Raw genomic sequence first — 19,485 nt, forward strand, 5'->3', positions numbered from 1 at the left:
CGCATCCTCAGCGGGTTACAGCACCGGGAGCAAATGCCATGCGCATCAAGTTGCTTGCGGGGGGGATGCTGATGGCGATCGCAACCCCCGCTCTGGCCGAGGATTGGGATTTCGTGCTCGTCAACAAGACCGGCAAGACGATCAAACTTGTCGAGGTCTCCCAGGCCGGCGCCGCCGACTGGAAAAAGGACAAGCGCGACGAGGACTTCGGCGCGAAGACCATCAAGCCGGGCGACGATTACACCGTCCATTTCGACAAAGACCCCAAGGTCTGCCGTTACGACGTGCGGCTGACCTTCGAGGGCGATGAGACGCCGATCGTCTGGACCGGGTTCGACGCGTGCAAATTCGCGTTCGGCGACTTCGCTCTCAACGGAGGTACCCCCACGCTGAAGGGGACCTGAGCCCGCGCCTAGCCCCCGCGCCGATTTTCCGCTTGCGGCCGTCCCTGACTAGGCGGATGCTGACCCGGGCGCAGGGTTCGCACCCCGCTCCATGGCATCGCGCCATCGAGCAAGTAGATGGTGCACGCGATGTCCGACTTCAGCGGCAAAGTATTCCTGATAACCGGCGCAACCTCCGGGCTCGGAGCGACGGCGGCCGTGCAACTTGCCGCCAAGGGCGCCAAGGTGGCCATTACCGGACGGCGCCTCGAGCAAGGGCAAGCCGTGGTCGATCGGATCGAAGCTGCCGGGGGCGAAGGGCTGTTCGTGAAGGCCGACGTCACCGTTCAGGCCGACGTGGATGCGATGGTCGCACAAACCCTCGGTCGCTGGAGGCGCCTCGACGGGGCGGTCAACAACGCCGGCGTGACCGGAGGTGTCTTCATTCCGGTCGCCGAGTTCAGCGACGACGACTGGCAAAGCGTGATCGATACCAACCTCACCGGGGTATTCATGAGCATGCGCGCGCAGATTCCCGCCATGCTCGCCAGCGGAGGCGGGTCGATCGTGAACATCTCGTCCGCCTACGGATAGAACGGCGGCGACATCGGCAACTGCGGCTATGTCGCCAGCAAATGGGGCGTGATCGGCCTGACCAAGACCGCCGCAATCGATTACGCCCGCCAGAACATCCGGGTGAACGCGATCTGCCCGGGCTACTGCCATTCGGAAATGGTCGATCCCTATGCCGAAGCCGAGCCTGCGCTCTTCGAGAAGCTGCTCGAGCGCTATACCGCGACGGGCAAGATCGCCGAAAGCCACGTTGTCGCCGACGCGATCGAGTTCCTGCTGTCGGACAAGGCGAGCTTCGTCAGCGGGGCCGCCATCCCGGTCCAGGGCGGCGATCACTCGCGGCTGTACTGAGAAGCGGCGGGGCTAGTCGAACGCCTTGACGATATCCTCGACCATCTTCTTCGCGTCGGCGAGCAGCATCATCGTCTGGTCCATGTAGAATACGTCGTTGTCGACGCCCGCATAACCGACGCCGCCCATGCTGCGCTTGATGAAGAAGACCTGTTTTGCCTTGTCGACGTCGAACACCGGCATCCCGTAGATGGGTGAGGTCTTGTCTGTCTTGGCCGCCGGGTTCACCACGTCATTCGCGCCGATGATGAACGCGACGTCGGCCTGCGCGAATTCCGAGTTGATGTCCTCCAGCTCGAACACCTTGTCATAGGGCACCTGCGCTTCGGCCAGCAGCACGTTCATATGCCCCGGCATCCGCCCGGCGACCGGGTGGATGGCGAACTTCACCTCGACACCCTTTTCCTCGAGCACGTCGGTCATTTCGCGCAGCGCGTGCTGCGCCTGCGCGACCGCCATGCCGTAGCCCGGGATGATGATGACCTTTTCCGCCTGTTCGAGCATGAACGCCGCGTCGGCCGCGCTGCCGGTTTTGTAGGGGCGCTGCTCCCGCGCCTCGCCCGCGACGGCCGCATCGGCGCCGAAGCCGCCCGCGATCACGCTGATGAAGCTGCGGTTCATCGCGCGACACATGATGTAGCTGAGGATCGCGCCCGAACTGCCGACCAGCGCGCCGGTGACGATCATCGCGGTGTTGTGCAGCGTGAAGCCCATCGCCGCCGCGGCCCAGCCGGAATAGCTGTTCAGCATCGACACCACGACCGGCATGTCCGCCCCGCCGATCGGGATGATCAGGAGGAAACCGATCACGAAGGCCGCGGCGAGCAGTGCCCAGAACAGCCACCCCTCGCCCGCACCGGCGTCGTTCGACAGGGCATAGAGCGCGGTGGCACCGAGGATCGCCACCAGCGTGCCAAGGTTGATCACGTGCCGCCCCGGCAGCAGTATCGGTGCGCCGCTCATGTTGCCGTTCAATTTGGCGAAGGCGATCACCGAGCCAGAGAAGGTGATTGCCCCGATCGCTGCGCCCAGCGCCATCTCGACCCGGCTGACGGCGAGGATATTGCCGTCCAAGCCGAGTATGCCGAACGCACCGGGATTGAGGAACGCGGCTACTGCGACGAGCACTGCGGCGAGGCCGACGAGCGAGTGGAACGCGGCGACGAGCTGCGGCATCGCGGTCATCGCGATGCGCCGCGCAATGATCCAGCCGACCGCGCCGCCGATGGCGATTGCGGCGAGGATTTCTAGGCCAGTCGCCCAGTCAGGCCCGTATACCGTGCCGCAGGGATCGAATGTGAAGGTCGCCCCATCTGTGGTTACAGGCTGAGGACAGTTGTTTGGGTCTATCCATGGGAAATTCGTGACCAGCGTCGTCACCACCGCGATCAGCATGCCCGCCATGCCGAAGCGGTTGCCCCGCTGGCTCGTCGCCGGCGACGACAGGCCGCGCAACGCCAGGATGAACAGCACGCCCGCCGCGAGATAGGCCAGCGCCACCCACGGGTTCACGGCATGGGCCGCATCGGCGGCGATCGACAAGTCGGTCACCCGGTCGGCGGGGAGAACGCTCACGCCTTCTTCTCCGGCACGGGCGCGGGCTTGTCCTTCTTCTTGTACATCGCGAGCATCCGCGCCGTCACGGCGAAGCCGCCGAAGATGTTCACGCTCGCCAGCGCGACCGCCAGCAGGCCGAGCCACTTGGCACTCGGACTACCTGCCGCCGCCGCCGCGATAAGGGCGCCCACAACGATCACCGAGGAGATCGCATTGGTCACCGCCATCAGCGGTGTGTGCAGCGCCGGGGTGACCGACCAGACCACGTAATAGCCCACGAAGCAGGCCAGCACGAAGATCGACAGGATCGAGATGAAGTCCACTATCGGGCCCCTCCATAGCTGGGCAGCGCGGTGACGAGTGCGGCCATGACTTGCGACAGGTCATCGCCGCCAAGCGCAATTTCACCCATCGAGCGGCCGGGAACGGCGATCTGCAACAGGATCACCTTGCCGTCGTTGAGATGGGTCGAAAGGCCGGTGATCGCGGCCAGCGGTATCGATTCCGATCGTTCGCCCAGCCACTTGCCGACCTTCGTGATCACGAGCCTCCGGTCGGTCACCGCGATGTGCTCCTTGCCGTCATCCTGCTGGTGCAGGATCACCTCGCCTGGGGCGATCTGGCGGTCGACGGCTTCTTGCAGCGCCAGCGCCTTATCCGCTTCGCGCTTGCCGGCCGAGATCAATTCGCCCTTCAAGTCGGGTCTGGCCGCAGACGGTCGTTGACGATCTGTCCGCCCCGCGTCAGCCGCACCGCGTCGCCGATTTCCTCGTCGAGAATGGGCTTGCCGGCCTCTTTGTCCCAGAAAGCGGAGAGGAAATTGAACAGGTTGCGGGCGTAGAGGGCCGAGGCGTCGGCGGGGAGCGTCGCGGGCGTGTTCGAGTAGCCGATGATCTTGACGCCGTGTTTTTCGGTGACCTGGTCGGCGACCGAACCCTCGACGTTGCCCCCCTGCGCCACGGCAAGATCGTAGATGACGCTGCCGGGCTTCATCGTCGCGATCTGCGCGTCGGACACCAGGCGCGGTGCGGCGCGGCCGGGAATGAGCGCGGTCGTGATGACGATATCCTGCTTGGCGATATGACCGGAGACCAGTTCGGCCTGCGCTTTCTGGTATTCTTCGGACATCTCGGTGGCATAGCCGCCAGCGCCCTCGCCCTCGATCCCGGCGACGGATTCGACGAATATCGGCTTCGCTCCGAGTGATGAAATCTGCTCTTTCGTCGCCGAACGCACGTCGGTTGCCGAAACCTGCGCGCCGAGCCGCCGCGCGGTCGCGATCGCCTGCAGGCCCGCTACGCCGACGCCCATGACGAAGACCTTTGCGGCCTGCACCGTGCCGGCCGCCGTCATCATCATCGGGAATGCGCGGCCATAGGCGTCGGCAGCGGCCAGTACCGCCTTGTAGCCTGCAAGGTTCGACTGGCTCGACAGCACGTCCATCGACTGTGCGCGGGTGATGCGCGGCATGAATTCCATAGCCAGCGCCTCGAGTCCGGCCCTGGCGTAGCAATCTACGCGATCCTTGCGGCCGAACGGATCGAACGTCGCCGCGACCCACGCGCCGGGACTAGCTGCAGCAAGCGTCGCCGGGTCCGGCGCCTGCACGGCCATGACGATATCGGCGCCCGTGACCACCTGCGCGGCGGGTCCGACCTCGGCGCCCGCTTCGGCATATGCCGCGTCGGGGATGCTCGCCGCAATCCCGGCCCCGCTTTCGATCGCGACGTTCGCACCCAGGGCGATGAACTTCTTCGCCGTTTCGGGTGTCAGGGCCACGCGGGTCTCGCCCGGCGCGGTTTCCTTGAGAACTGCGATCCGCAGGGGGATGGCGGTCACTCGGCGATGGCTACGACGACCAGCAGGGTGATTATCGCCAGGATCGGGACGGACCACTTCAGCAGGCTGATGAAACCGCCGTAAGTGCCTTCGTGCGCTTTCAAGTCGTTGCCGGTTGCCATGATAATTCTCACACCTCAGGATTGGTATTTCGTGAGTGTCCTATCGTGACCCGCTCGCACGCTCAAGCCTGCATCCTGTCTTAAGCGGACCTTTACACCTGTCCCCTATTGGGTCGGTCTGTTTCGGGATGGGACTCGTGGGACGATGAACGACGGCGACAACCGCTTGCTGATGCTGATCGACGACGAACCGGCGCAGAGCCGGTTGATCTCCGCGCTTGCCGCGCGCGAGGGTTGGCGCACCATCGTGGTAAGCGATTCCGAGACCGCGATCGCTACGCTGGGCACCCGCCAGGGGATGCAGCTGTCCGCGATCATCCTCGACCAATGGGTGCCGGGCGACGAAGCTTGCCGGCTGATAGAGGAACTCAAGGCGCGCCGACCGGCGCTGCCGATCCTGATGCTCACGGCGAGCGCGTCCCCGCTTCTGGCGGTCGAGGCGATGCGGGCCGGCGCCACCGATTACATGATCAAGCCCGTCGCGCCCGACCGGCTGATGCAGGCGCTGCGCACCGCGTCCAAGCGCGAGGCCCCGCGCGACGAACTCCAGCCGCTCACCGAAAAGCTCGGCCAGGTCCTCGATTTCGACGCGATGATCGGCACCGCACCGAATTTCCGCGCCGCGCTCGCCAAGGCGGCCAAGTCCGCGCGCGGCCACGGCAATGTCCTGATCGAGGGCGAGACCGGCACCGGCAAGGAAATGCTGGTGCGCGCGATGCACGCGGCCAGTCCGCGCGCGAAGGCCCCGTTCCGGCTGATCAATGCGCGTGCGGTGCCTGCCAATTCGATCGAATCGGTGCTGTTCGGGCACGAGCAGAACGCCTTTCCCGGCGCCTTCGAACGGCAGGTCGGCGCGATCCAGCAATGCGACGGAGGCACGCTCGTGCTGGACGAGGTCGACCGCCTGTCGATGGACGTGCAGGAACGGCTTGCCGAGGTTCTCGCGACCGGTGTCGTCCGGCCGATCGGCGCCCGCCACGGGTTCAAGATCGACCTGCGGGTCATTTCGGCCAGCAACCTGCCGCTCAATTCGCTGGGCCATGCCGGGTACTTCCACCCCGAACTGCACGCCCAGCTTGCCGCGACCACGATCGCCCTGCCGCCATTGCGCGAGCGGACCGGCGACATCCAGGCCCTCGCCCGCCACTTCCTAACCCGGATCGGCGAGCAGCCCGGCCTGCGGAGCCTGACGATCACCGACGGGGCGCTGGCGCTGCTTGCCGCGTTCGACTGGCCGGGCAACGTGCGCCAGCTCCAGGCGGTCCTGTTCCGCGCCGCGGTGTTCTGCGACGGCGACGCGCTTACGTCGGACAGCTTTCCGCAGCTCTCCGAAATGCTGGGCGAAACGGTCGAGAGCCGCGACCCCAAGCAGGATGGCGTCGGCGTGATGCTCTATACCGAGGACGGGAACCTGCGCAGCCTGGAAGACATCGAGGCCGACGTGATCCGCCTTGCGATCGGGCACTATCGCGGACGGATGACCGAAGTGGCACGACGCCTCGGGATCGGGCGCTCCACGCTCTATCGCAAGCTCGGCGATCTCGGGATCGACAACGCCGCCTGACCGCCCTAGCGGGCGGGCATGACCGAACCCAAACTCGATTTCGGCGGGCGCTCCGCCCTCGTCACCGGCGCAGGCTCCGGCATCGGCGCCGCCGTTGCCCGCTGGCTCGACGCGCACGGCATCGCAACGCTCCACCTGGTCGACATAAAGGCCGACGGGATCGAGGCGCTCGACCTCGCCTGCACGGTCCACGCCCATATTCACGACGTGTCCGATCCCCAGTTCTGGGGCGGGTTCGAGCGGCTTGCGGACAAGCTCGACCATGCCGTCGTGAACGCCGGGATCGGCAGCGGCGGGCAGATTGCCGAACAATCGTTCGAGGACTGGCGCCGGGTCATGGCGGTCAACCTCGACGGCGCATTCCTGACCCTGGCTGCTTCCCTTCGATTGATGCGCGCCAACGGCAAAGGGTCTGCGGTCGTGACGAGCTCGATCACCGCGATCAAGCCGGTGGCGGGCATCGGCGCCTATGGCGTCGCCAAGGCAGGCGTCGCGCACATGGCGCGGATCGCCGCGGCGGAAAACGCCGCGCTCGGCATCCGCGTCAATGCGGTCGCTCCCGGCGGCGTCGATACGGCGATCTGGGAATCGGGTGAGGCATTTCGCGAGGCGGTCGCCGCCCACGGGCGGGAGGCCGCCATCGCCGCGATGGGCGGAACGACCCCGCGCGGGCGATTTGCCACGGCCGACGAAATCGCCTGCGATATCGGATACTTGCTGAGCGACATGTCAGCCAATGTCACCGGCGTGGTGCTGAACACCGACGGCGGGTACTCGCTCTAGCGGAACCGCTAGGCCCCCACGCCGTTCACGAGCAGAGCAAACGGAACAGGGGTTTCACGGTGGATATCGTCGACTGCATCTACGCCGACCACGCGCGCCAGCGCATGATGTTTTCCGCGCTGGACGAGGCGAAGGACGATCCCGACGCGCTCGGCAAGATCTTCACCAAGCTGAAGAACTATCTGGAAGCCCATGCCGAGGCGGAGGAGCGGTTCTTCTACCCCACCCTGCTCAAGAAGGGCAAAGGCGCGCTCGATTCAGACAGCGCGGAAGAGACCACCGAAGACGCGATCGACGATCACAACAAGATCGCCATCGCCGCGGAAGAAGCCATGCGCCACAAGCCGGGCTCGGAAATGTGGTGGCACTGGGTCGACCAGTGCAACTGCAACAACTCGTCGCACATGAGCGAGGAGGAGCGGCAGGGCCTCACCGATTTCCGCCGCACCGTTCCGCTCAAGACCCGCGTCGAACTCGCGATCCAGTACCTCGCCTTCCAGTCCGCGCACGAGGACGACTACGAGCGCAAGGTGAAGGACCCCGAAACCTACATCGAGAAGAACGACTAGGCAGGACCGGCCGGGGGTTACTCCGCCAGCATCGAGAAATCGGTCAGGGCCGCATCGCGAAGGCCGCGCCACACATTGCGCGCCTGAACCGTCTCGGCGACATCGTGGACGCGGATGAGCTGGAACCCGGCGTCCATGGCCTTCACGGCGAGCGCGATGCTTCCGCCCAACCGTTCGTGCGCGGCGACCTCGCCCGACAATGCGCCGATCATCCGTTTGCGGCTGGCGCCGAACATCAGCGGCTGCCCGAGTGCGTGGAACAGCGCAAGCGCGTTCACGATCGCCAGGTTGTCGCCAAGGGTCTTGCCGAACCCGATACCCGGATCGAGGACGATCCTGTCCCGCGGGATGCCGGCCGCGATCGCCTCGTCCCGCCGGCCCGCGAGCCAGTCGAACACATCGAAAACGACATTGTCGTAATCGCCGTCCGAGTGCAGGTCGTCGCCGTTTCCGGGCGCGTGCATCAGCACGACCGGGCACGCACGTGCCGCCACCAGCTCCGTCATCGTCGGATCGTGCCGCAAGGCGGATACGTCGTTCGCCATGTGCGCCCCGGCGTCGAGCGCGGCGTTCAGTACGGCCGCGCGCCGCGTATCGACGCTGATTGCGGCCCCCATAGCCGCGCAGTATTCGACGGCCGGAATCACACGCGCGATCTCGTCGCCTTCCCAGACCGCTGCCGCGCCCGGCCGGGTGCTTTCGCCGCCGATATCGACCAGGGCCGCCCCTGCTTCGAGCATCCGCGCCGCATGGGCAGCGCCTTCCTCCGGTCGGTCGAAAAACGCGCCGCCGTCCGAGAAGCTGTCGGGCGTGACGTTGAGGATCCCCGCCACTTGCGGCTGATCGAGCCGGATCGTCCGCTCGCCGAGCTGGAGCGGCGGATGCGCCATGCGCAGGTTCGCCCACTGCGCTTCCGCCTCGGCGCCGAGGCTTTCAGGCAGGCCGGCGAAGGTCTCGGCAGCATCCCTGGGCGTGAAGCGCTGGCTCGACACCACCCTGCCCCCGCGCCTGACGATCGCGGCGAAGCGATGCGCGTAAACGAGTCCGCCAGCAAGCCGCACGGCGTCGCCGTCCTCGCCTTGCGGATTGGCCGCAAGTCCGATCGGGAAAAGATACAGTCGTTCGGTCATGCGCGGGCCATCGCCCATGCCGCGAACGACATCAATCCTCCACGCTCAGCAGGTAGAGCTGGCGCGCGGCATCGATCGGCTTGATCTCGCCCGCATCGTCGTAGTGCCAGAACGCCCAGCCGTTGCAGCTTGGTGCGCCCTGCAGTTCCTTGCCGAGGCCGTGGATCGATCCGGTCGCCTTCTCGTGGACCAGCGATCCATCGGCCCGCACGGTCGCGGTCCACCGACGGCGCTTGTCGAACACCTGCGTGCCCGGCGGCAGCAGGCCGGCCTCCACCACGGCGCCGAATGCCACCTTGGGCGCGGTGCGCGCCGACTGCATCGTGGCGAGCGCGCTTTCGTCGAGCGGGAGTTCCTTCTCGATGCGCTTGGTCGCGACTTCGCGATAGGCAGGCTCGCGTTCGCAGCCGATCCATTCGCGGCCGAGCCGTTTGGCGACCGCGCCGGTGGTGCCGGTGCCGAAGAACGGGTCGAGCACGACGTCGCCCTTCTCGGTCGTCGCCAGCAGGACCCGATAGAGCAGCGCCTCCGGCTTCTGCGTCGGGTGCGCCTTGTGGCCGTTTTCCTTGAGCCGTTCCTGCCCGCCGCAGATCGGGATCACCCAGTCGCTGCGCATCTGCAGCTCATCATTGAGCGTTTTCATCGCACGGTAATTGAAATGGTAGCGGCTCTTTTCGCCCTGGCTCGCCCAGATCAGCGTTTCGTGCGCGTTGGTGAAGCGGGTGCCCTTGAAATTGGGCATCGGGTTGGTCTTGCGCCAGACCACGTCGTTGAGGATCCAGAACCCAAGGTCCTGCAGGATCGCGCCGACGCGGAAGATGTTGTGGTAGCTGCCGATGACCCACAACGCGCCATCGGGCTTCAGCACCCGGCGCGCCTCGGTCAGCCAGGCGCGAGTGAAATCGTCGTAGGCCTTGAAGCTGGCGAACTGGTCCCAGTGATCGGTCACCGCATCGACATGGCTGCCGTCGGGCCGCGCCAGGTCGCCGCCGAGCTGAAGGTTGTACGGCGGATCGGCGAAGACGAGATCGATCGAGGCGTCGGGCAGCCGCCGCATCGCCTCCACGCAGTCGCCCGCCAGGATGCGTCCGACGGGCAGCTCGACCGGAACCCGCTGCGCTTCCGGCGCGCGGCGCGCGCGGACCTTCGTGGTCTCCAAGACCCCCATCCCGTCATTCCCCCTGATTCAACTTATCCACAGGGTGAGTCCTTGGAGAGTCCGCGTCAAGCGGGGAGTTCTTCGCCGACGCACGCAGGCATCAGTGGTTTAGAGAGAACAGAAGGTGTCCGGCACAAGATGTTGAGTCTGCTGCGAATCCGGCGACTCGATATCCTGCGGTGTTGCCGCGAAGACTCGCCTGACGGATTTTCCCTTGCCTCCCACCCCCGCGGGGTCCAGCTTCTCCACGGGTCGCTTGGGGAACGACCATGGCTATCGAAGTGATCGGCGCCGGCCTGGGCCGAAATGCGACATTCTCTACCAAATTTGCGCTCGAACATCTCGGGTTCGGTCCGTGCCACCATATGTCCGAAGTCTTCGCCGACGCGCGGCGACAGCTGCCGCTGTGGCTCGATGTGGTGGCCGGGCGGCCGGATTGGGAGGAAGTTTTTCGCGGCTTTCGGTCCACCACCGATTACCCGGCCTGCAGCTATTGGCGCGAGCTTGCGGATCATTATCCGCAAGCGAAAGTCGTGCTCACGGTTCGCGATCCCGATAGCTGGTTCGAGTCCGTCAGCGAGACGATCTTCTCCGAAGCGATGCAGGACGGGCTGAAGGGAACTCCCGCAGGTGCCATGATGCAGGGGGTCATATTCGCGCATTTCGGCGGCGGCGACATCACCGATCGCGCTTTCATGACAGACTGGTACGTCCGTCGGAACCAGAGCGTTATCGACGGCTTGCCGGAAGAGCGGTTGCTGGTGTTCCACCCGCGCGACGGCTGGGAGCCTCTGTGCGGCTTTCTGGGAGTGCCGGTCCCCGCGCAATCCTTCCCGCGGGTGAACAGCCGCGACGAACTGCAGCACGCGAACGCGGAAGCGGGCGGGATACCTTCCGATCCGATCAGCGCCGAGGAATTCGGCAGGCGCTATATCGAGGAATTGCGCGCTAAGGCCTTCGCCTAGGCGGCGAACAGGTCTGCCTGCGCCACGGGTGCGAAGCTGCGGCGATGGAGCGGGCACGGGCCGTGCTCGCGCAGGGCCGCGAGGTGCTCGGGCGAGCCGTACCCCTTGTTGCGCTCCCAGCCATAATGCGGATGCGCCTGCGCATAGTCGCGCATCAGGCGGTCGCGCCATTCCTTCGCGACGATGCTCGCCGCGCCGATCGCCGGATCCTTGCCGTCTCCGCCGACGATGGGGCGCGCCGGCCAGCGCCATTCTGGGCGTCTGCCCTGGGGCGTGAGATTGCCGTCGATCCGCACGTCGTCGGGATCGCGGCCCAGCACCTCCGCCAAGCGGCTTACCGCGAGCGTCATCGCCAGCATCGTGGCGCCGAAGATGTTGAGCCGGTCGATATCCTCGACCTCCACCACGCCGACCGCCCAAGCGCAGCGGCGGCGGACCCGCTGGTCGAGCACGGCGCGGGTGGCTGCGCACAGCTTCTTGGAATCGTCGAGGCCCGCAGGACGGGGCTTGCATAGCACGACCGCCGCGGCGACAACCGGCCCTGCGAGCGGACCGCGCCCGGCCTCGTCGACCCCGACTACGATCGGGCCGGACCCAAACTCCAATTGAGGTGTTCCTGCCAACATGACCTACAGACCCAGCGTTCTCGCCCTCATATCCATCAGCGCATTCGCTGCAACAAGCTGCGGCGCCCAGGCAACGGGGGAAACCTCTGCCGAGGCGCGCTCAACGCAGGCGCCGTCGACGGCTGCTGCGGTCAGCACCGCACGCGATTTTTCGACGAAAGAACACGGCACTTTCGACGAGGCTTGGGCCGCGGCGTTCGTTCCGGGTACCGAATACCTTGCGATCACCGAACGGGGCGGGAAGATCAAGCTGCGCTGGCCCGATGGTACGATCCGGGAAGTTTCGGGTGCGCCGGCCGTCGACTACGGCGGCCAGGGCGGCCTTGGCGATATCGCGTTCCTCCCGGCGAGCGGCGGCGGTTCCAGCTATCCGGTCTATCTGAGCTGGGCGGAAGCGGGTGACGGCGAAACGCGCGGGGCAGCGGTGGGGCGCGGCGTCCTCACCATCAATGAAGGCAGCGCGTCGATCAGTGGCCTTCAGGTCATCTGGCGCCAGCCGAAAGTAACCGGACGCGGGCACTATTCGCACCGCATTGCCATTTCGCCGGACGGCCGCCACCTGTTCGTCGCCAGCGGCGACCGGCAGAAGATGGACCCGGCACAGGACACGTCGAACAACATTGGCTCGATCGTCCGCCTCAACCTCGATGGCACCCCCGCCGCGGACAACGCTTTCGCGGGCCAGGCCGGCAAGGCGCAGGACATCTGGAGCTATGGCCACCGCAACACGCTGGGCATCGCGTTCGACGGCCAGGGGCGCCTGTGGAACATCGAACACGGACCGGCCGGCGGCGACGAGATCAACCTGATCCGCAAGGGCGCGAATTACGGCTGGCCCGTGGTCTCCGAAGGCGATCACTATGATGGGCGCGAGATTCCGCCGCATTCGACCCGGCCCGAATTCGCCGCGCCCGCGATCAGCTGGAACCCCGTCATCGCGCCGGGAGACTTCGTCATCTATTCGGGCAAGCTGTGGCCCGAGTGGAAGGGCCAGGCCATCATCGGCGCGATGAAGCCGAGCGCGCTGGTCCGCGTGGCGTTCGACGGCACGACGGGCCGCGAAGTCGCTCGCGTGCCGATGGATCGGCGCATTCGCGAAGTGGTCGAAGGCCCCGACGGCGCGCTGTGGCTGCTGGAAGACAAGGCCGGCGGACGCTTGCTGGAAATTCGACCCACGCGTTAACGCTCGACAGTCGGCAAGCGCGGCCCTATCGGCCCGCGCCCAATGCCGACGATCGTGCCCCTGTCCGCGGTAGAACCGCAACTGGTCGAGCAACTGCTCGATGCCGCGTTCGAGCCCGAGCGCCGGCAGCGTATGTCGTATCGCATCCGCGAGGGCGTGGAGTGGTTGCCCGCGCTCAGTTTCGCTGCCCTCGACGACGATGACTGGCTGGTGGGCTCTATCCAGGTCTGGCCGGTCGCCTTGCGCGCACCGGAAGGCAAGGCGCATCCGTTGCTGATGGTGGGACCGGTCGCGGTGATGCCGGGCCACCAGGGCGAAGGATACGGCAAGGCGCTGATGGCCGCCTCGCTCGGCGCGATCGATCCGGCGGCCGCCCTGCCCCAGGTCCTGATCGGCGATGCACCGTATTATGGCCGGTTCGGGTTCGCCGAGGCGCCGCGCGGATGGACCTGTCCCGGGCCGTGGGACCCTGCGCGCCTGCTGGTGCGGTGCGCCAATTCTGCCGTGCTGCCCAAGCACGGTTCGCTCGGCCCGTGGTTCCCGAGCGACAGGCACGACTTGGCGAACTGACGCGCTTCTGGCATCGCCCAGACCGATGCCATACGAGCCGCCCCCCGAGATTGCCGGACTGTCGCTCGCCCAACTGGCCGAGGCGGTGGCAAGCCGCAAGCTGCCCCCGGTCGAGCAGTGGTCTCCCGCCGCGACCGGCGATAGCCACATGGCGATCCGGGCCGACGGGAGCTGGACCCACGAAGGCAGTCCGATCTCCCGACCCGCGATGGTCCGTTCGTTCGCCTCGCTTCTGGTGCGAGACGGCGACGGCCACTGGCTGGTGACCCCGGTGCAGAAGCTGTCGATCGATGTCGAGGATGCGGCTTTCGTCGCGACCGACCTGGTCGAACGCGACGGCGCGCTCGCCTTTCGGCTCAACACCGACGAGATCGTGATCGCCGGGCCCGATCACCCGCTGATCGCTCGCGGCGACGCCGAAACGCCCGCGCTCTACCTCGGTGTTCGGCGGGGGTGTGAGGCGCGGCTCAACCGGTCGACGTACGAACAGCTCGCCCGGCTCGCGATCGACCGGGGCGACGGCTGGTGGGTGTCGAGCGAGGGCTCGACCTTTTCGCTGGTGCCAGAATGAGCGCGCTGTTCGACCGGCTGACGCGCGTGTTCGAGGCCGGTCATGCGCGCGACGTCGAGCTGCTGACCGACGTGATGGCGCCGCCCGACCTGCTGCGTCCGGCGGCCGTGCTGATCGCGGTCACCGAACGAGGCGAGCCGGGCGTGCTTGTGACCCACCGCCCCGAAACGATGCGCAGCCACGCGGGCCAGGCCGCATTTCCCGGCGGCAAGATCGATCCTGGCGAGGACGCGATTGAGGCCGCACTGCGCGAGGCGCACGAGGAGCTGGGCATCCACCCGCGCGACGTCCGCGTGATTGGCGCCTCCGACCCTTTCCGGACTCGCACCGGCTACGACGTGACACCGGTTTTAGCGGTCGTCCCGCCCGACTTGCCGATCGTCCCGAACCCCGACGAGGTGGCCGACTGGTTCGAGCCGCCGCTGGCGTATGTGCTCGACCCCGCCAATCGCACGCCCCGAACGGTCGAATGGGAAGGTGCGCCGCGCACCTATTTCGAGATCGTCTGGCAGCAGCACCGCATCTGGGGCGTGACCGCCGCGATCATCGGCAACCTGTCGCGGCGCCTCGAATTGGCCGAGCTGTTCGATGGCTGAATCGACTCCCACAAGCCTGCCAGCAGCCGAGTGGACATCGCGGCCGCAGCTCGCGAAACTCGTCGAGGCGCTGGGACCGGGCAACGCCCGGTGGGTCGGTGGGGCGGTGCGCGACACGCTGCTTGGTGCGCCCGTCCACGATATCGACGCGGCGACGCCGCTCAAGCCAGTGGAGGTGATCGACCGGCTGGACGCAGTCGGGATCCGCACGATCCCCACGGGCATCGATCACGGCACGGTGACCGCGATCGTCGAGGGCGGCAATGTCGAGATCACGACCCTGCGACACGACGTCTCGACCGACGGGCGGCGCGCCACCGTCGCCTTCGCGAGCGACTGGAAGGACGATGCGGCGCGGCGCGATTTCACGATCAACGCGCTCTACGCCGATCCGCACACGCTTGAGGTCCACGACTACTTCGGCGGCGTGGCGGATCTTGCCGCCCGCCGCGTGCGCTTCATCGGCGATGCGCGCCAGCGCATTCGCGAGGATTACCTGCGGATCCTGCGCTACTTTCGCTTCCAGTCCCGGTTCGGATCGCAGCTCGATGCCGAGGCGGAAGAGGCCTGCGCCGAGCTCGCATCGAGCCTGAAGGGCCTGAGCCGCGAGCGAGTTGGTTGGGAGTTGCAGAACCTCTTGGCCCTGCCCGATCCTTCGGCAACCGTCGCCCGGATGCGCGAACTGGGCGTGTTGCAGGTGATCCTGCCCGAAGCGGGCAAGCATGAGGTCGAGCGGCTGGGCCAGCTCGTGGCGGCCGAAACCGCCCACGGCGTCGCGCCCGACGCGATGAGGCGGCTTGCGGCACTGCTACCGGCGGTGCCCCCCGTGGGTGAAAGCGTCGCGGCCCGGTTGCGGCTGTCGCGCAGCCAGCGCGAGCGGCTGGCCTGCGTTGCCGCGCGCGACATGCGCGACGGCGACAATCCCCGCGCGCTCGCTTACGCCGTGGGCGTGCCCTGCGCGATCGACCGCCTGCTGATGACGGGAGCCGACCCCGCACCGCTGACTGGTTGGGAGCCGCCGATGCTGCCGCTCAAGGGTGGCGAGATCGTGGCCAGTGGTGTTGCGGCGGGGCCGGAAGTCGCCCGCATCCTGCGCTCCGTCGAGCGCCAGTGGGTCGACGAGGGCTTTCCCGATCGCGCACGGGTCGAGGCGATCCTGGCGGAATATCTGTCGGCCCGTCCCGTTTAACCGTCAGCCTGCCCCCTCGAAGGTTGCCTGCGGGCGGCCCCAACGCTTTCTTGATCTTGGCCCATCGCGGCCATCTTGTGCGAGCGACCGTCCGGTCGTGGCCCTGCCTCGCAGGGCGCCATGCCTGCCAGAAACGCAAGGCTTTTCAACGCACACCCCTTTCCTGCCCCGCAAGGTCTTACGACCGGGGGCGTCGAATACGGAGACAAAGATCATGAAGCTTGCAAGACTGGCCGTTTCGGCCGCCCTCGCCACCGTTATCCTGCCTGCTGCAGCGTTCGCGCAGGTTGCCGCCGGTGCGAAAGTCTATGGATCGGACGGTGCGGAAGTGGGTACGGTCGTCAGCGTCGCAGGCGGCGTGGTGACCGTCGACACCGGGACTCACAAGGCACCCCTGCCTGAAAACGCGTTCGCAACCAGCGACAAGGGTCCGACGATCACCGTCACCAAGGCTCAGGTCGATTCGATGATGGCCGAACAGCTTGCAGCCGCAGCGGCCAAGCGCGATGCCGCGCTCGTCGCGGGCACCGCTGTCGCCACCGCGAACGGTACCCCGACCGGCACCATCAAGTCCGTCGAAGGCGATGCCGTCGTGCTCGAAAGTCCGAGCGGCGCCGTGGCGCTGAAGCGCGAGCACTTCGCGGTAAATGCGCAGGGCGCGTTGGTGGCACTGTTCACCGCAGACCAGATTGCCGCCGCCGCTTCGACCGGCCAAGCGAGCGAATAACCGGACGGCTCAAAACCCCTCGAGCCCTTCGGGTCGCGAACGGGTCGGCAGCGGAAAAATCCGCGGCCGGCCCGTTCTTTTTGTCAGAAGCGATTGCTCTTGGGGAAGCCCTGTGGCGGCAACCGACCCGCAGCGCCGCGCGCGACTTTCCATTGCCAGATGTCGCCCTCGGTGCGCGTGCGCCCGGTTTCGCCACCCATCGCCCAGCTCAGGCCGTCTTCCAGCCTGAACGTGGTCGCGTCCGAAAGGCCGCCGTCGCGATAGCGCTGCAGGGTAACGCCCTGCCCGCGCCCGAGGATCGGCAATTCCTCGAGATGGAACACCACCAGCTTGCGGTTGTCGCCGACGACCGCGACGTGATCGTGTTCGGGCGCGATCTCGCGCACGGCCACCACCTTCTGCCCCGGCTTCAGGTTCACGACCTGGCGGCCCTTGCGCGTCTCAGCGAGGAGTTCGTCGGTCTCGGCGGCGAACCCCTTCCCGCTCGATGCGGCAAGCAGCAACTGGCCCTTGGGTTTGTGCACCAGTGCCGCGACCACCGTCGCCTCGGAATCGATGTCGATCATCGTGCGTACCGGCTCGCCGAACCCGCGTGCGCCGGGCAACTTGTCGGCGCCCAGCGTGAAGAAGCGACCGTCGTCGCCGGCCAGCAGGATCTTGTCGGTCGTCTGCGCGTGGAGCGCATAGGCCGGCCCGTCTCCCTCCTTGAACTTCCAGTCCTGATCGAGCGGCAGATGTCCGCGCGCCGCGCGAATCCAGCCGCGCTGCGACAGGATGACCGTGACCGGCTCCTTCTCGATCATCGCATCGGGATTGAATTCAACCGTCGGAGCAGCCTCGGCGATGGTCGTGCGCCGCGCGCCGAGCAGGGTATCGGGTCCGTACTCCTTGCGCAGCGCCTCCAGGTCGCGGCGCAGGCGCGTGCGCTGGCGCGCGGGCGAGCCGAGCAGCTTTTCGAGTTCCTCCTGCTCCTTCATCAGCGCGTCGCGCTCGCCACGAAGCTCCATCTCCTCGAGCTTGCGCAAGCTGCGCAGCCGCATGTTGAGGATCGCCTCGACCTGCCGGTCGGTCAGGTTGAACTCGGCCATCATCAGCGGCTTGGGCTCGTCCTCGGTACGGATGATCTCGATCACCCGATCGAGATTCAGGTAGGCGACGATGTAGCCTTCGACGAGCTCGAGACGCCTGGCGATCTGCTCGAGCCGGTGACGGCTGCGGCGCTGCAGGATGTCGATCTGGCTCGCGATCCAGTGGAGCAGGACCTCCTTCAGCCCCATGACCATCGGTACCCGCCCCACGCCCGCCTGGGCGTCGAGCACGTTGAGGTTGAGGCCGAAGCGCGTTTCCAGATCGGTCAGCTTGTAGAGCGATTCCTTGAGCAGTTCCGGGTCGACGTTGCGGCTGCGCGGCACGAAGACGATACGGATCGCCTCGTCGCTTTCGTCGCGCACGTCTTCGAGGATCGGCAGCTTCTTGTCGGCGATCAGCTGCGCGACCTGCTCGATCAGTTTGCCCTTGGCGACCTGGTAGGGAATTTCACTGATGACGAGTTGCCATTGCCCGCTGCCCAGCCGCTCGATCCCGGCCAGCCGGTCCGCCTCATCCTTCGCCTCGGCGGCGTGAAATCGCGCCCGCATCCGGAAGCTGCCGCGGCCCGTCTCGTAAGCGGCTGAGATCGTCGCCGCGCTGTCCACCACAAGCCCGCCGGTGGCGAAGTCTGGTCCGCGAAACAGCTCCATCAGCCGCCCGTGTTCGGCGTGCGGATTGTCGAGCAGTTCGAGCGATGCGTCGATCACCTCGGCCACGTTGTGGCTCGGGATGTTGGTCGCCATGCCCACCGCGATCCCGCTCGATCCGTTGGCGAGCAGGTTGGGGAACAGCCCGGGGAAGATTTCCGGCTCTTCCTCCTCCCCGTTATAGGTCGGGATGAAATCGACCGTGCCTTCGTCGAGTCCCTGCATCAGCAGCATCGCGGTGCGCGTGAGGCGTGCCTCGGTGTAGCGGTAGGCCGCGGCGTTATCGCCGTCGATGTTGCCGAAGTTGCCCTGCCCCTCGACCAGCGGATAACGCAGCGCGAAACTCTGTGCGAGGCGGACCATCGCGTCATAGACCGATGCGTCGCCGTGCGGGTGATACTTGCCGATCACGTCGCCGACCACGCGGGCGCTTTTCTTGAACGCGTCGGTGGGGTTGAGCTTTAATTGCCGCATCGCCCACAACAGGCGGCGGTGGACCGGCTTCAGTCCGTCGCGCAGGTCGGGCAACGAGCGGGCGGTGATCGTCGACAGGGCATAGACGAGATACCGCTCAGACAGCGCGCTATCGAACGGGGCGTCGACGATCGCGTCGAACGGGTCTTTCTCGGCTTCGATGATATCTGCCATGCCGGCGGCCCTAGCAGCGCCACGGCCCGGCGCTCAACGGCGGAACGTCTCGCTATCCCCACGCGTATGGTGGGCAAAGGAGATCCCCAATGACCAAGCGCGTACTCATTATCGCCACCGACGGCTTCGAGCAGTCGGAACTCGAAAAGCCGAAGGCCAACCTGGAAGCCGCGGGTTTCGAGACGATCGTCGCCAGCCTCGAGGACGGCGAGATCAAGGGCTGGGACCAGAAGGACTGGGGCCGTTCGGTGAAGGTCGACATGACGGTCGATGAAGTCAGCGAAGGCGATTACGATGCCCTGCTGCTTCCCGGCGGCCAGATGAACCCCGACATCCTGCGGATGAACGATACGGTCATCGACCTGATCGAGGACTTCAACGATGCCGGAAAGCCGATCGCCGCGATCTGCCACGCCCCGTGGCTGCTGATCGAGGCCGATATCGTCGACGGGCGCACCGTCACGGCCTGGCCTTCGGTTCGGACCGACCTGGAAAATGCGGGCGGCAAGGTCGTGGATCAGGAAGTCGCGATCGACGGCAACCTGATCACGAGCCGCAATCCGGACGACATCCCTGCCTTCAGCAAGGCGCTGATCGCAATGCTTCAGGACGCGAAGGTCGCCGAAGACGCCTGAGGCTTCGGT

General features: G+C 66.5%; 21 protein-coding genes and 1 pseudogene. 13 read left to right on the forward strand and 9 right to left on the reverse strand.

Going from position 1 to position 19,485, the window contains the following annotated elements; all coding sequences use genetic code 11:
* The first annotated feature begins 38 nt into the window (after positions 1–38).
* Positions 39–404, forward strand: a complete 366-nt coding sequence (locus tag AR323_RS09720; protein WP_057883796.1) for a hypothetical protein — start codon at positions 39–41, stop codon at positions 402–404.
* Between the two features lie 129 nt (positions 405–533).
* Positions 534–1,307, forward strand: a pseudogene (locus AR323_RS15150) (SDR family NAD(P)-dependent oxidoreductase).
* 12 nt (positions 1,308–1,319) lie between these two features.
* Here the strand turns inward: AR323_RS15150 and AR323_RS09735 are convergent.
* Genes AR323_RS09735 through AR323_RS14445 form a run of 5 tightly spaced genes read right to left on the reverse strand, consistent with a single transcriptional unit; the run spans position 1,320 to position 4,825 of the window.
* On the reverse strand, positions 1,320–2,882 hold the full coding sequence (locus AR323_RS09735) for an NAD(P)(+) transhydrogenase (Re/Si-specific) subunit beta (protein ID WP_057883799.1): 1,563 nt from the start codon (positions 2,880–2,882) through the stop codon (positions 1,320–1,322).
* Positions 2,879–3,187 carry an NAD(P) transhydrogenase subunit alpha gene (locus tag AR323_RS09740; RefSeq protein ID WP_057883800.1) on the reverse strand — a complete coding sequence of 103 codons (309 nt, stop codon included), beginning with the start codon at positions 3,185–3,187 and terminating at the stop codon, positions 2,879–2,881. The genes AR323_RS09735 and AR323_RS09740 overlap by 4 nt, the downstream gene beginning before the upstream one ends.
* Complete coding sequence (locus AR323_RS09745; RefSeq protein WP_057883801.1) at positions 3,187–3,561, reverse strand: hypothetical protein; 375 nt, start codon at positions 3,559–3,561, stop codon at positions 3,187–3,189. The genes AR323_RS09740 and AR323_RS09745 overlap by 1 nt, the downstream gene beginning before the upstream one ends.
* Entirely contained in the window at positions 3,558–4,688 is a 1,131-nt protein-coding gene (locus tag AR323_RS09750; RefSeq protein ID WP_057884097.1) for an NAD(P) transhydrogenase subunit alpha, read from the reverse strand. Before AR323_RS09750 ends, AR323_RS09745 begins: the two co-directional genes overlap by 4 nt.
* Positions 4,689–4,699: 11 nt before the next feature.
* Positions 4,700–4,825, reverse strand: a complete 126-nt coding sequence (locus AR323_RS14445) for an aa3-type cytochrome c oxidase subunit IV (protein WP_083495356.1) — start codon at positions 4,823–4,825, stop codon at positions 4,700–4,702.
* A 145-nt stretch (positions 4,826–4,970) separates the two neighbouring features.
* Here AR323_RS14445 and AR323_RS09755 point away from each other — a divergent pair, with 145 nt between their 5' ends.
* The 3 genes from AR323_RS09755 to AR323_RS09765 are packed head-to-tail and all read left to right on the forward strand — an operon-like array spanning position 4,971 to position 7,741.
* Positions 4,971–6,389 (forward strand): sigma-54-dependent transcriptional regulator, encoded by a 1,419-nt coding sequence (locus AR323_RS09755; protein WP_057883802.1) that lies wholly within the window; start codon positions 4,971–4,973, stop codon positions 6,387–6,389.
* Positions 6,390–6,407: 18 nt separating this feature from the next.
* Positions 6,408–7,172, forward strand: coding sequence for an SDR family NAD(P)-dependent oxidoreductase (locus AR323_RS09760; protein WP_057883803.1), 765 nt, complete (start codon positions 6,408–6,410; stop codon positions 7,170–7,172).
* Positions 7,173–7,231: 59 nt separating this feature from the next.
* A complete protein-coding gene (locus tag AR323_RS09765) occupies positions 7,232–7,741 on the forward strand; it encodes a hemerythrin domain-containing protein (RefSeq protein ID WP_057883804.1) in 510 nt (169 codons plus the stop codon).
* A gap of 17 nt (positions 7,742–7,758) precedes the next feature.
* Here AR323_RS09765 and folP read toward each other — a convergent pair whose 3' ends face one another.
* A complete protein-coding gene (gene folP / locus AR323_RS09770; RefSeq protein ID WP_057884098.1) occupies positions 7,759–8,871 on the reverse strand; it encodes a dihydropteroate synthase in 1,113 nt (370 codons plus the stop codon).
* Between the two features lie 31 nt (positions 8,872–8,902).
* Positions 8,903–10,039 (reverse strand): site-specific DNA-methyltransferase, encoded by a 1,137-nt coding sequence (locus AR323_RS09775; RefSeq protein ID WP_057883805.1) that lies wholly within the window; start codon positions 10,037–10,039, stop codon positions 8,903–8,905.
* Positions 10,040–10,299: 260 nt separating this feature from the next.
* Between AR323_RS09775 and AR323_RS09780 the strand changes: the two genes are divergently transcribed.
* The gene (locus tag AR323_RS09780; protein ID WP_057883806.1) at positions 10,300–10,995 is read left to right on the forward strand and encodes a sulfotransferase family protein; all 696 of its coding nucleotides are present in this window, start codon (positions 10,300–10,302) and stop codon (positions 10,993–10,995) included.
* Here AR323_RS09780 and AR323_RS09785 read toward each other — a convergent pair.
* Complete coding sequence (locus tag AR323_RS09785) at positions 10,992–11,621, reverse strand: ribonuclease HII (RefSeq protein WP_057883807.1); 630 nt, start codon at positions 11,619–11,621, stop codon at positions 10,992–10,994. The genes AR323_RS09780 and AR323_RS09785 overlap by 4 nt on opposite strands.
* Here AR323_RS09785 and AR323_RS09790 point away from each other — a divergent pair.
* From AR323_RS09790 to AR323_RS09815, 6 genes are all read left to right on the forward strand, one after another.
* Positions 11,620–12,804, forward strand: a complete 1,185-nt coding sequence (locus tag AR323_RS09790) for a PQQ-dependent sugar dehydrogenase (RefSeq protein WP_057883808.1) — start codon at positions 11,620–11,622, stop codon at positions 12,802–12,804. The two genes, AR323_RS09785 and AR323_RS09790, sit on opposite strands and share 2 nt — an antisense overlap.
* 42 nt (positions 12,805–12,846) lie before the next feature.
* Positions 12,847–13,374: a GNAT family N-acetyltransferase gene (locus tag AR323_RS09795; protein WP_057883809.1), complete on the forward strand. Its 528-nt coding sequence runs from the start codon at positions 12,847–12,849 to the stop codon at positions 13,372–13,374.
* 25 nt (positions 13,375–13,399) lie between these two features.
* Positions 13,400–13,945, forward strand: a complete 546-nt coding sequence (locus tag AR323_RS09800) for a DUF1285 domain-containing protein (protein ID WP_057883810.1) — start codon at positions 13,400–13,402, stop codon at positions 13,943–13,945.
* Positions 13,942–14,541 (forward strand): CoA pyrophosphatase, encoded by a 600-nt coding sequence (locus AR323_RS09805; RefSeq protein ID WP_057883811.1) that lies wholly within the window; start codon positions 13,942–13,944, stop codon positions 14,539–14,541. The genes AR323_RS09800 and AR323_RS09805 overlap by 4 nt, the downstream gene beginning before the upstream one ends.
* A complete protein-coding gene (locus tag AR323_RS09810; protein WP_057883812.1) occupies positions 14,534–15,730 on the forward strand; it encodes a CCA tRNA nucleotidyltransferase in 1,197 nt (398 codons plus the stop codon). Before AR323_RS09805 ends, AR323_RS09810 begins: the two co-directional genes overlap by 8 nt.
* A gap of 214 nt (positions 15,731–15,944) precedes the next feature.
* On the forward strand, positions 15,945–16,457 hold the full coding sequence (locus tag AR323_RS09815; RefSeq protein ID WP_057883813.1) for a hypothetical protein: 513 nt from the start codon (positions 15,945–15,947) through the stop codon (positions 16,455–16,457).
* Between the two features lie 83 nt (positions 16,458–16,540).
* Here the strand turns inward: AR323_RS09815 and parC are convergent, their stop codons facing one another.
* On the reverse strand, positions 16,541–18,841 hold the full coding sequence (parC, locus tag AR323_RS09820) for a DNA topoisomerase IV subunit A (protein ID WP_057883814.1): 2,301 nt from the start codon (positions 18,839–18,841) through the stop codon (positions 16,541–16,543).
* Positions 18,842–18,930: 89 nt separating this feature from the next.
* Here parC and AR323_RS09825 point away from each other — a divergent pair, with 89 nt between their 5' ends.
* Positions 18,931–19,476 carry a type 1 glutamine amidotransferase domain-containing protein gene (locus AR323_RS09825; protein WP_057883815.1) on the forward strand — a complete coding sequence of 182 codons (546 nt, stop codon included), beginning with the start codon at positions 18,931–18,933 and terminating at the stop codon, positions 19,474–19,476.
* Positions 19,477–19,485: the final 9 nt, after the last annotated feature.

The sequence above is a fragment of the Tsuneonella troitsensis genome (genome assembly GCF_001441535.1).
In the GTDB taxonomy this organism is placed as follows: domain Bacteria; phylum Pseudomonadota; class Alphaproteobacteria; order Sphingomonadales; family Sphingomonadaceae; genus Tsuneonella; species Tsuneonella troitsensis.